Origin of the sequence: uncultured Aureimonas sp., assembly GCF_913775355.1 — a bacterium.
In the GTDB taxonomy this organism is placed as follows: Bacteria; Pseudomonadota; Alphaproteobacteria; order Rhizobiales; family Rhizobiaceae; genus Aureimonas.
In genome coordinates this window covers 1-11,389 of the sequence record NZ_CAJYIU010000143.1, presented here as the reverse complement: position 1 = coordinate 11,389, position 11,389 = coordinate 1, and the positions used below count along the sequence as shown (strand labels likewise).

The 11,389-nt window shown below is 70.0% G+C and carries 12 protein-coding genes; 7 read left to right on the top strand and 5 right to left on the bottom strand.

Features of this window, described 5'->3' with window-relative positions; all coding sequences use genetic code 11:
• Together QZ753_RS09495 and QZ753_RS09490 are read left to right on the top strand one after the other, a co-directional pair.
• The coding region (locus tag QZ753_RS09495; protein WP_294643132.1) for an OB-fold nucleic acid binding domain-containing protein at window positions 1-1,841 on the top strand (1,841 nt) is incomplete at its 5' end.
• Window positions 1,842-1,877: 36 nt separating this feature from the next.
• Window positions 1,878-2,162 carry a SelT/SelW/SelH family protein gene (locus tag QZ753_RS09490; protein ID WP_294643129.1) on the top strand — a complete coding sequence of 95 codons (285 nt, stop codon included), beginning with the start codon at window positions 1,878-1,880 and terminating at the stop codon, window positions 2,160-2,162.
• 64 nt (window positions 2,163-2,226) lie between these two features.
• On the opposite strand, the gene QZ753_RS09485 is transcribed toward QZ753_RS09490, so the two are convergent.
• Both QZ753_RS09485 and QZ753_RS09480 read right to left on the bottom strand, forming a co-directional pair.
• Window positions 2,227-2,661, bottom strand: a complete 435-nt coding sequence (locus tag QZ753_RS09485) for a DUF1236 domain-containing protein (RefSeq protein WP_294643128.1) — start codon at window positions 2,659-2,661, stop codon at window positions 2,227-2,229.
• An 80-nt stretch (window positions 2,662-2,741) separates the two neighbouring features.
• Entirely contained in the window at window positions 2,742-3,104 is a 363-nt protein-coding gene (locus tag QZ753_RS09480; RefSeq protein ID WP_294643126.1) for a DUF427 domain-containing protein, read from the bottom strand.
• Window positions 3,105-3,191: 87 nt separating this feature from the next.
• Here QZ753_RS09480 and QZ753_RS09475 point away from each other — a divergent pair, with 87 nt between their 5' ends.
• Genes QZ753_RS09475 through fdhD form a run of 3 tightly spaced genes read left to right on the top strand, consistent with a single transcriptional unit; the run spans window position 3,192 to window position 5,416 of the window.
• Window positions 3,192-3,761: a sigma-70 family RNA polymerase sigma factor gene (locus QZ753_RS09475; RefSeq protein WP_294643123.1), complete on the top strand. Its 570-nt coding sequence runs from the start codon at window positions 3,192-3,194 to the stop codon at window positions 3,759-3,761.
• Window positions 3,758-4,537, top strand: coding sequence for an anti-sigma factor (locus QZ753_RS09470; protein WP_294643121.1), 780 nt, complete (start codon window positions 3,758-3,760; stop codon window positions 4,535-4,537). Before QZ753_RS09475 ends, QZ753_RS09470 begins: the two co-directional genes overlap by 4 nt.
• Before the next feature lie 27 nt (window positions 4,538-4,564).
• Window positions 4,565-5,416 (top strand): formate dehydrogenase accessory sulfurtransferase FdhD, encoded by an 852-nt coding sequence (gene fdhD, locus QZ753_RS09465; protein WP_294643119.1) that lies wholly within the window; start codon window positions 4,565-4,567, stop codon window positions 5,414-5,416.
• Window positions 5,417-5,420: 4 nt separating this feature from the next.
• On the opposite strand, the gene QZ753_RS09460 is transcribed toward fdhD, so the two are convergent.
• Window positions 5,421-6,176: a hypothetical protein gene (locus QZ753_RS09460; protein WP_294643117.1), complete on the bottom strand. Its 756-nt coding sequence runs from the start codon at window positions 6,174-6,176 to the stop codon at window positions 5,421-5,423.
• 95 nt (window positions 6,177-6,271) lie between these two features.
• Entirely contained in the window at window positions 6,272-8,542 is a 2,271-nt protein-coding gene (locus QZ753_RS09455; protein WP_294643115.1) for an EAL domain-containing protein, read from the bottom strand.
• Window positions 8,543-8,706: 164 nt separating this feature from the next.
• Between QZ753_RS09455 and QZ753_RS09450 the strand changes: the two genes are divergently transcribed.
• On the top strand, window positions 8,707-9,174 hold the full coding sequence (locus tag QZ753_RS09450; protein WP_294643113.1) for a hypothetical protein: 468 nt from the start codon (window positions 8,707-8,709) through the stop codon (window positions 9,172-9,174).
• On the opposite strand, the gene QZ753_RS09445 is transcribed toward QZ753_RS09450, so the two are convergent.
• Window positions 9,171-9,893, bottom strand: a complete 723-nt coding sequence (locus QZ753_RS09445; protein ID WP_294643111.1) for a transferase — start codon at window positions 9,891-9,893, stop codon at window positions 9,171-9,173. The two genes, QZ753_RS09450 and QZ753_RS09445, sit on opposite strands and share 4 nt — an antisense overlap.
• Before the next feature lie 339 nt (window positions 9,894-10,232).
• On the opposite strand from QZ753_RS09445, the gene QZ753_RS09440 reads away from it, so the two are divergent.
• Window positions 10,233-11,389, top strand: a 1,157-nt coding sequence (locus QZ753_RS09440) for a Clp protease N-terminal domain-containing protein (protein ID WP_294643109.1), incomplete at its 3' end; no start/stop codon positions are given.

Sequence of the window (11,389 nt, the reverse complement as noted above, 5' to 3'; positions counted from 1 at the left end):
GCATGCTGAGCGCCCTGCGCCGCGCCTTCGACATGCTGAACACGCTCTACCCCGGCGAGGCGACGCTGGACGGGCGCCCTGCCTCGCTCGACACGCTGCCGATGGAGCCGAAGAACGCACCCGTCTGGCGGATGACGCACCGGGCCGACACGCTCGGCACGTTCCAGATCGAGTCCAGAGCGCAGATGACGATGCTGCCGAAGCTGAAGCCCAACGTCTTCTACGATCTCGTGATCCAAGTCGCGATCGTGCGGCCCGGCCCGATCCAGGGCGACATGGTGCATCCCTACCTGCGCCGGCGCATGGGGCTGGAGCCCGTCGACTATCCGAAGGAGGAATTGCGCGAGATCCTGGAGCGCACCTGCGGCGTGCCGCTCTTCCAGGAGCAGGCGATGCGGATCGCGATGGTCGCCGGCGGCTTCACCGGCGCGGAGGCCGACAAGCTGCGCCGCGCCATGGCGACGTTCCGGCGCACGGGGCAGGTGAAGGATTTTCGCGAGCGCATGGTCTCCGGCATGCTGCGGAACGGATACACGCAGGAGTTCGCCGAGCGCTGCTTCAGTCAGATCGAGGGCTTCGGCGAATACGGCTTTCCCGAAAGCCATGCGGCGTCCTTCGCGCTCCTCGTCTACGCTTCGGCCTTCATCAAGTGCCACTATCCGGACGTCTTCTGCGCCGCGATCCTGAACGCGCAGCCGATGGGCTTCTACGCGCCGGCCCAGCTGGTGCGCGACGCGCGCGAGCACGGGGTCGAGGTGCGCCCCGTCTGCGTCAACGCCTCGCGCTGGGACGGGACACTGGAGCCCTGCCCCTTCGATCCCGCCGCCGTCTTTCCGCGCCACCGCGAGGCGGCGGCCGCAATCCGCACGCGCCATGCGGTGCGCCTCGGCTTCCGGCAGGTGAAGGGCCTGTCGGAAAGCGAGATCCGGCGCCTCGTCTGGGTGCGCGACACGTCGGGTCCGTTCGATTCGGTGCGCGGATTGTGGCTGCGCACCGGCCTGTCGCGGCAGGCGGTGGAGCGGCTGGCCGACGCCGACGCCTTCGCAAGCCTCGGTCTGGCGCGCCGCGACGCGCTCTGGGCGGCGCGGGGCTTGAGCGAGGGCGCGGCGGCCGAGCGCCTGCCGCTCTTCGAGGGGCTCGGCGAGGTGACGGCCGAGCCCGAGGTCACGCTTCCCGCGATGCCGCTCGGCGAGGCCGTGGTCAACGACTACCGCTTCCTGTCCCTGTCCCTGAAGGCGCATCCCGTGTCCTTCCTGCGCGAGGACCTTCGGGCGCGCGGCATCGCCCCCGCGCAGACGCTCGACACCATCCGCTCCGGCCGGCGCGCCAGCGTCGCCGGGCTCGTCCTGGTCCGCCAGCGGCCGGGCTCCGCCAAGGGCGTCATCTTCATGACGGTGGAGGACGAGACGGGCGTCGCCAACATCGTGGTCTGGACCAAGGTCTTCGAGCGCTTCCGGCCGGTGGTGCTCGGTGCACGGCTGGTCCGCGTCTCGGGGCGGGTCCAGGCGGACCGCGGGGTGATCCATCTCGTCGCCGAGACGATCGAGGACCTGACGCCGCTCCTGTCGCGGCTTGCCGACCGCGGGCTGGAGGGCGCGCGCATCCTGCAGCCGACCGACCACGTGAAGAGCCCGCTCCGCCGCCATCCCGAGCCCCGGCACGCCGCCGCCATGCCGGACGACGACCTGACCGAGGCGGCCGCGGCGCTCGGCGCCGTGCTGGCCTCGGCCGACGAGGTGCGCCGCCCGGTGCGTGTGGTTCAGCCGTCGACGCGCGACGTCGGCGAGGAGACGGTCAGAGGCATGCGCGCGGTCTTGCCCAAGGGGCGCAATTTTCACTAGAGGCTGGGTCGAGGCACAGTCGCTGGAAGGACGCCGATGGAACCGAAACCGGGCCCCCGCATCACCATCCGCTACTGCACGCAGTGCCAGTGGCTCCTGCGCTCGGCCTGGCTCGCGCAGGAACTCCTGCAGACCTTCGGGCCGGATCTCGGCGAAGTCGCGCTCCTGCCCGGCACCGGCGGCGTGTTCGAGATCGCCTACGACGGCGAGACGATCTGGGAGCGCAAGGCCGACGGCGGCTTTCCGGAAGCCAAGGTGCTGAAGCAGCGGGTGCGCGACCGGCTCGACCCCGAGCGCAGCCTCGGGCACAGCGACCGCTGAGACGAAAAAAAGGGCCACCGCGCGAAAGACGCGCGGCAGCCCTTTTCGATCAGTCGAGCGATGCTCAATTGGCGTAGTAGATGACCTTGCGGTCGGCCTTCGAGACGATCACCGGCTGGTTGTCCGAGGTGTAGAAGTACTCGTATTCCGGGTTCGACGGCACCGGCACGAGGGTCACGGTGCCGGGGATGACCGACCCTTGCGTGATCTTGCCTTCCACCACGACCGGCTGGGTCGGGTTGGCGACGACGTACTGGCGCACCTCGTCCGGCGCGGAGGCCGCACCGCCGATCGCCATGCCGGCGACGCCGCCGATCGCAGCGCCGACCGGACCACCGACCAGCGCGCCGGCCACCGCACCGGTGCCTGCGCCGGCCAGCGTGCCCGCAGCCTGCTCGCCTTCGCTCTTCGGCTCGGTGGTGGTCACGACGGTGGTCTGGGCGAGAACCGGACCGGCCAGGAGGCCGAGAGCAGCAGTGGCGAGAATGAAACGACGCATGGTTGTGTGTCCTTGAAAGAACGTCCCTGTGGCCGCCATAACAACCCCAGCGACCATCCGTTCCATTCGCTTGGCCACGCTTATTTCCCTTGTCCGACGACGATCCGCACCTTGTCGGGATAGAAGGCGAGATAACCGGCGATGTCGCGCGCGGCGGGTTTGGGATCGTCGTAGGACCAGACCGCGTCGGTCTCGCCGTAGCCGCCCGCCGAGATCGACCAGTAGCGCGCCTCGCCCTTCAGCGGGCAGGTGGTCCGCTTGTCGGATTCGTCGAAATAGGCCATCTCGACATGCTCGCGCGGGATGTAGAGGACGGGCTCGCGATTGCCTTCGTAGAGGCGCAGCGCCTCGGTCGTCGAGGCGATTACGGTGTCGTGGAACGTGACGTTCACCGGCTGCGGCTCGCGCTCGACGCGCAGGGTGGACTGGGAAACGGCGGACATGGCTTTCCTCCTCGAGGGCCGGTATGACTGGATCCGAGCAATCCGGCGGCCTGCCGTCCGGTTCCCTGTTCGATGCCCCGGAGACGTATGCTGCACGGCCCCTCGTCCGAAGACGCGCGCCAGCGCCTGGTCCTCGCCCTCGGCCGCGTGGCGGACGGCGAACGCGACGCGCTCCGAATCGTCTATGATCTCACCAGCGCGAAGCTTTTCGGCGTGACGGTGCGTATCTTGAACGACGAGGCGGAAGCCGAGGACGTCCTGCAGGACGTCTTCGTCACCGTCTGGAACCGGGCCTCGGGCTTCGATCCCTCGCGCGCCAGCCCGATCACCTGGCTGTGCACGCTGGCGCGCAACCGGGCGATCGACCGCCTGCGGGCGCTCCGGCACCATCGCGCCGGGACCGATCTCGAGGCCGCCGACGAGGTGGCGGACGAAACGCCCGACGCCCTGTCGCAGCTCGAGGCCGATGGCGAGGCGCGGCGTCTGGCCGGCTGCCTCGACGGGCTGGAGCCGCGCGCGGCGCAGGCGATCCGGGCCGCCTTCTTCGGGGGGCGGACCTACGAGGACCTGGCGCAGGGAGCGGGCGTACCGCTCGGAACGATGAAGAGCGTGATCCGGCGGGGCCTGATCCGGTTGAAGGGATGCCTGGAAGAATGAGCGCGGGCAACGAACGGGATGGCGGCGACGAGGCCCTGGCCGGCGAGTATGCGCTCGGCCTCCTAGCGCCGGCCGAGCGCCGCGCCTTCGAGCGGCGGCTGCGCATCGACCCGGCGCTCTCGCGCGAGACCGGGCTCTGGGAGGAGCGGCTCCAGCCGCTTCTCGACGCCGCCCCGGCCCTGTCGCCGCCGGCACGCCTCTGGCAGGCGATCGAGGCCGAACTCGGCCCGGCGGGGGCGCCTCGCGCAGCCGCAAGAAGCATTGCAGATCCCACCCATGCGCGCGCCGACGCGCCGTCGGCCCGAGCCCGCAAGCCGGCGCGCACCGGGCGCCGCGTCTCGGCGATCTGGCAGTGGCTGGCGATCGGCTCGATGGCGCTCGCGGCCGCAAGCCTTGCCGGCCTCGCGCTCGACCTTCGCCCGGCTGCGGCCCCGATGATGGCGTCGATCTCCGCCGATGGCGGGGCGCCGCTCTTCGTGGCCGTGGTGGACCCCGACGGCGGCCACGCGACGCTGATGCCCGTCTCGCTGCAGCCGCAGGATGGGCGCGTGCCCGAGCTGTGGCTGGTGCCGGCCGGCGGCGCGCCGATCTCGCTCGGCCTCGTCGACCCGGCGGCCCCGTTGCGCGTCGATCTGCGCGCGCGGACGGGAACCGGCATGCAGATGATGCGCACGCCCGGCGCGGCGCTCGCCGTGTCGATGGAGCCGACCGGCGGATCGCCGACCGGCCAGCCGACAGGCCCCGTGGTCGGGCAGGGCATGCTGCGCGCCATCTGAGCGCGGATGCGGCCGGGAGGGGTGTCGATGGCGAGCGAGGGGGCGGAAGCCGAGGCCAGGGCCGTCCCGACCGTGCGCTTTCGCGCCGGACGGTTCGAGGCGGCCACGCGCGACCTGCCGTCCGAGGTCGCGGTCGCGATCTCCGTCAACGGCTCGACCCATGCGGTGATGATGGCGACCCCTGCCGACCTTCCCGACCTTGCCCTCGGCCTCGCCCTGAACGAGGGCATCGTTTCCGATCCCGCCGAGATCGAGCGCCTCGACGTGGAGGCGACGGCGGCGGGGATCGACTGCCGGCTCTGGCTCGCGCCGGCGCGTGCCGCCGGCTACGTGGCGCGCAGGCGCCAGATGACGGGGCCGGTCGGATGCGGTCTCTGCGGCGTGGAGAGCCTGGAACTGGCGGCGCGCACGCTGCCGGTCGTGACGGGCGGCGTCATGGTCCGGCCGGAGGCGATCGCGGCGGCGATGGGCGCGATGGGCGACCGGCAGCGGCTCGGCCGGCGCACCCGCGCGGTGCATGCCGCAGCCTTTGCCACGGCGGCCGGCGAGGTCGTCGCGGTGCGCGAGGATGTCGGCCGCCACAACGCGCTGGACAAGGTCGCGGGGCGTCTGGCGGCCGCAGATATCGCAGCGTCCGGTGGCTTTCTGGTCCTCACCAGCCGCGTCTCGGTGGAACTCATCCAAAAGGCGGCGATGATGGGCTGCGGACTGCTCGCAGCCGTCTCGGTGCCGACGCAGCTCGCGGTTCGCGAAGCGGACGAGGCCGGCATCACGCTCGTCGCCGTGGTGCGCGGCGAGGAGTTCGAGGTGTTCACCCATCCCGGCCGGATCGTGGGCGCGGGAGCCCTGCCGACCCCCGCCCGGGAAGCGGATCGCTGAACCGTCAGGCGCCGGCGTCGCGGCGGGTTCCCGAGACGAACAGCATCCCGGAATAGCCGCTGCGGATCTCGCGGTCGACGAGCCCGATCGTCTCGCAATGGAGATTGCCGATCGTCGGCTCGAGGACGGCGCACACACGCTCCGGCGACACGTCGAGGATCGGGAACGGGCGCCCGGCCACCTCGTAGTCGGACGAGCCGACGAGGAACGCGCCGACCACCGTGCCGCCGGGGCGCACGCAGCCGGCAAAGCGCGCGCAGGCGCGGTCGAACTCCGCCTCGTCGCCGGTGATCGATTCGGCGCAGAAGAACATGGTGGCGAGGTCCCAGCCCGCCTCCGGCAGATCGTAGACCGACCCCTGGCGGATCGTGGTGCGCGCCTCGAGCTCGCGCAGCGGATCGGCGGGAAGGGCGACGTCGCCCCCGACGGAGGCCTCCACCACGCGCCAGAAGTGGCTCCATTGGGGCCGGAGCTGCGGCGCGCGCAACTCGGCCTCGAGCCAGGCGACGTTGCTTGCCGAGAATTCCCAGGCCGTCAGGCGGCTCGCGCGCGGCAGGGCGCACAGGAGCGGGAAGAGGTTCGGGCCGGTGCCGATGTCGATCGTCTCGAGCGGCCGGCCGGCCGGCTCGGCACGGGCGATGGCGCGGCTGACCAGCCCGACCAACACCTCGTCGTCGACATGCGGCTCGCCGTAATAGTGCTGGAAGTAGCTCTCGGAATCGAACTGATCCCAGCTGTAGGCGCCGTTCGCTCTCGTCATCACCCAAGATCCCTGAAAGGCCATCCGCCGCTCTTGGCACGAACGCCGGGCGACCGGAAGGCCGGTCGGCGCGCGTGAGGGCGGCGCAGCGGGGCTCAGGCGCCCTGCGCGGCCTCCCGCTCGTCGAGGGTGCGGCGCTGGACGTCGGCGTTGAACGAGGCGACGAAGCCCGCGAGCCCCGGCGCCGGCAGGGGCTTGGCGAAGAGGTAGCCCTGCAGGAGGTCGCAGCCGAGCGCCGCCATGGACTGACGTTCCGCCTCGGTCTCCACGCCCTCCGCCACGATGCGGCTGCCGAGCGCATGGCCCATCTCGACGATCGCGGCGACGATCGTGTGGGCGGCTACCTGCTGCTGCGTGCCGCTGACGAAGGAGCGGTCGATCTTGATCAGGTCGAACGACAGGTCGAGGAGGTAGCGCAGGCTGGAATAGCCCGTGCCGAAGTCGTCGAGCGCGATGCGGAAGCCGGCGCGGCGAAGGCGCTTCAGCGTGTCGGCCGTCTGCGTGTTGACGTTGAGAAGAAGGCTTTCCGTCACCTCGAGAATGATGCGGCGCGGGTCGACGCCGTCGGCATCGGTGAGTGTCAGGAGCATGTCCGTCAGGTTGCGATGGCGGAACTGCAGCGGCGACAGGTTGATCGCGATCGACAGGTCCGGCCAGTCGCGCGCCTGCCGCACGGCGCGGCGCAGGACGAAATCGCCGAGCTCGGGCATCAGGCCGCCCTCTTCGGCGATCGGCACGAACACCGATGGGGGCACGGTTCCGAGTTCGGGATGGTGCCAGCGCAGGAGCGCCTCCGCCTCCTCGATCCGGCCGGTGCGCGCGTCGACCAGCGGCTGGTAGTAGAGTTCGAGGGTTTCCAGGCGGATCGCCTCGCGCAGGTTCGTCTCGATGCGATGCCGCTCCGACAGGTCCTTCGCCATCGAGCCGTCGAACGTGACGGCGCGGTTGCGGCCCTGGCGCTTGGCCTCGTAGAGCGCGATGTCGGCGTGGCGGGTCAGGTCGTCGAGCGTCGTGCCGTGCTGAGGCAGCGATGCCATGCCGACCGACGAGGTGATGGTCACCGCGAGGTCCTCGACCTGGAGCGGCGTCGCGAGCGCTTCCGCGATCAGGGCGCCGATGTCGTTGCGCTCCACCGCGTGGCCGCTCTCCACCATCGCGAACTCGTCGCCGCCGATGCGGGCGAGGAAGATGTCCTGCGGGAGCGTGCGCCGCAGCCGCGCGCCGAACTCGCGGATCAGGATGTCGCCCTTGTGGTGGCCGAGCGTGTCGTTGATGTCCTTGAAGCGGTCGATATCGATGTAGCCGATGCGAAGGCGGCCGGACGAAGCGAGCGCGTCTGCCACCCTGTGGCCGGCCTCGTCGTGGAAGGCCGACCGGTTGGGCAGGGACGACAGGTCGTCGTGGCGAGCGTCGTGCCGGGCCTTCTCCTCGCGCACGGCCAGCGCGTCGGTCGCGACCTCGATGCGCGTCAGCATGCGGCCGGCCATGACGCCGCCGATGATCGACAGGATCGCGGCGAGCGGCAGGATGACCGATAGGATCGGCTGGCCGGGGGCCGCCGTCTTCCATGTCAGGTATCCCGCAGTGTGGCCCTCGTCCGTGACGAAGGGCTCAGAGGCGGTGAGGGGGCCCTCGCCGAGTTCAGGGGTCAGCCGCAGGTCGGAGATGAGGAGCGAGCTTCCGACCTGCTCGAGCACCTCCGGGGTGATCCTGACGATGCTGACGAGAAGATACGGCCGGTCCATGACGAGCGACATGTCGACGTTCGGGCCGATCGTGATCGCGGTGACGATCGAGGGCTCGTCGTCGACCATCACCACGGCGCTGAACCAGTTGGCCGTCGTACGCACGCCGCCGAGCTTCTGATAGGCGGCCTGCCGGTCGAGGAAGAGATCCGGACGGCGGCTGGAAAAGGAGCGCTCGTCGCGACGGACGCCGTCGAGAATCGGCTTCAGTTTGGCAAGGCGCGACGACACCTGCCCGGGTGACGACGTATCGTCTTCCGTTTGGTCGCGCCGGTGCGTGTAGACCGGGCGGTTCATGCCGTCGACGATGTAGACTTCGTCCTGCTGGTAGGTCTCGGTCAGGAACAGACCGAAGTTGGATGCGGTGAACTCCGCGTCGAAATCCATCGCGACCTTGCGCACCGCGTCGTCCCACCAGGCGACGCTGCGCTGCTGGTCGAGGACGCCCGCAATGGTCTGGTCGAGCGCATTGTCGATGCGCCGGCGCTCCGCCTCGACCTCGTTGTGGTTGGCCGACCAGCCGAGCCAGGCCGTCAGCCCGACGAGGGCGACGCCGAGCGCGAAGATGAGGACCCGGATCGCGATCGCCGTCGATCGTGCGTGGGACTGAGGAAGAGCCATCCTGTTTTGCATGGCCGACCCGGCTCCGGAGCAAAAGGCACGGCGAGGACGCCGCTCGAACGAAGACCTTAAGCGCTGCATCCTTTCGAAAGGCTTCATCTTTCCTGTTGCAATTTGCCGGGACGAAGCGTCGGATCGGTCGTTCGCCTCGTCGGGGGAGCGACATGGGTCTTGATCTGGCGGCCTGCGCATTCGAGCCCTGGGTGGCCGACTTCGTGGCGGCCAGCAACGCGCTGTCGGGCATCGAGCGCGCCGCGACGGCCCGTGAGATCGCCGCCCATCGCGGCTTTTTCGCCCGGCGGCGGGTCGGGGCCGCCAACGTCGTCCTCCTTCGGGCGCACCTCAGCGGACCGGACGGGCGCGCGGCGGTCGAGGAGCGTCCCGACGCCTCGACGCTTTACGGCATCGACGAGCTTCTTTCCGACGATCTGTCGCCCTGGCAGCTCTATGCGGCGTTCCGCGCGCTCGCCCCGTTCACGCATGCCAACGGACGCTGTGCCCGCGCCCTCTGGATGAGCCGACGCCTCGCGGAGGGCGCTTTACCTCAAGTGGAGCGCCTGCCGCCGGAATGGACGCGGGATGTTCGCGAAAGGCGCCGTGCCCCCGGTCTGGTGCGCGCGCGAAAGGCCTAGTTGAGCCGCGCCCCGGCGACGCCGTCGTAGCGGACCCAGACGTTCGGCTCCTCGTAGAGACCGACGTCGCGGTCGAGGTCGATCTGGAGCGGCACGAGGCCGCCCTCGATCTCGAACGGGCCGGAGGTCTCGAAGCGGCGGCCGGCCCAGGCCTCCCAGAAGGCTACCGGCTGCTCCACCACCATCGAACGGTCGCAGACGCCGACGAGGCGCGCGCCCTGATGCAGGTGGCTGCGCAGCCAGGGGTCGAAGCAGCGGCCCTCCCGGTCCTGCCAGCCGACGTAGTCCTGCATGCGCACGCTCGGGTGGCCGAACTTGCGGGACGGCCGCACCGGGGCGATCAGGGAGGAGAAGCCCTGGCGCTCGCAGAGCGTCTTCAACTCGCCGATCATGCGCTGCGCGTGGCCCGCGCCGCGATGGCGCGGCGGTACGGAGATCGCAAGCGCCCCGAGCGTATTGGGCGCCGGCGCGTCGTCGCGCGCGCCTTCCTCGACCAGCCAGTCCCAGCCCCTCGCCGGCAGTGCCGCGCCGTCCCAGGCGATCGGCGTGCAGTTGGCGAGCGCCACCATCTCGCCCGTCGCGTCGTCGACGAGGCAAAGCTGGAGATCGCCGAAACGCGTCAGGATCGTGTCGTAGTGCCGGTGGTGGGCATCGGTGAAATTGAGATATCCGAGATGCCCCCAGACCTTGTCCTCGAGCCGGCAGGCGGCTTCGGCCACGGCGGCGCTTTCGCTGCGGGGTCGGATACTGAATGACTCGGGCATGGGGTGAGGGAGCATCCGAATGATTTGTCTAACAAACCATTAACGACCTTCCATGAACGGACAATCGCGGCCCTTAGCCGTCACGCAAACTTGTTCGGCGGGTGCGGTGAACGAGCATCACTCCGGGGCTCCGCGCATCTCGCGAAAAATTTCGGCACCCCCACCTGATGCCCTTTTGCCACAGGCGGGAGCGTCCCATATCTCTCCCCAGCGGCCGGCTTTCGAGCGGCCGACTCCACGCTTTTTCGCACGCATGCCGTTTGCCGGGTGACGCGCGAGACAAGGAGACGACGAATGGACATGGAAAAATATACCGACCGGGTCCGCGGCTTCATCCAGGCCGCCCAGACCGCGGCGATGGCGCGCGATCACCAGCAGTTTGTCCCTGAGCACCTTCTGAAGGTGCTGGTGGACGATTCGGAGGGGCTTGCCTCCGGTCTCATCGAGCGCGCCGGCGGCCGGCCGAAGGATGTGCGCCTCGGCGTCGAGGCGGCGCTCGACGCGCTGCCGAAGGTGTCGGGCGGCAACGGGCAGATCTATCTCGCCGCGCCCACCGCCAAGGTGTTTGCGACCGCCGAGGAGATCGCCAAGAAGGCGGGCGATAGCTACGTCACCGCCGAGCGGCTGCTGCTCGCCCTCGCGCTGGAGAAGAGCGCCAAGACGTCGGAGATTCTCGCCAAGGCCGGCGTCACCCCGCAGGGCCTCAACACGGCGATCGAGAGCCTGCGCAAGGGTCGCACGGCCGACACGGCGTCGGCCGAGCAGGGCTACGACGCCCTGAAGAAGTACGCCCGCGATCTCACCAAGGACGCACGCGAGGGCAAGCTCGACCCGGTGATCGGGCGCGACGACGAAATCCGCCGCACGATCCAGGTCCTGTCCCGCCGCACAAAGAACAACCCGGTGCTGATCGGCGAGCCGGGCGTCGGCAAGACCGCTATCGCGGAAGGCCTGGCGCTGCGCCTCGTCAACGGCGACGTGCCCGAATCCCTGCGCGACAAGCAGCTGATGGCGCTCGACATGGGCGCGCTGATCGCGGGCGCGAAGTATCGCGGCGAGTTCGAGGAGCGCCTCAAGGCGGTCCTGTCGGAGGTGACGTCCGCCGACGGCGGCATCATCCTTTTCATCGACGAGATGCACACCCTGGTCGGTGCGGGCAAGGCGGACGGGGCGATGGACGCCTCCAACCTTCTGAAGCCCGCGCTCGCCCGCGGCGAGCTGCACTGCGTCGGCGCGACCACGCTCGACGAGTACCGCAAGCATGTCGAGAAGGACCCGGCGCTCGCGCGGCGCTTCCAGCCGGTCTTCGTGTCGGAGCCGACGGTCGAGGATACGATCTCGATCCTGCGCGGCCTGAAGGAGAAGTACGAGCAGCACCACAAGGTGCGCATCTCGGACTCGGCGCTCGTCGCCGCCGCGCAGCTGTCGAACCGCTACATCACCGACCGCTT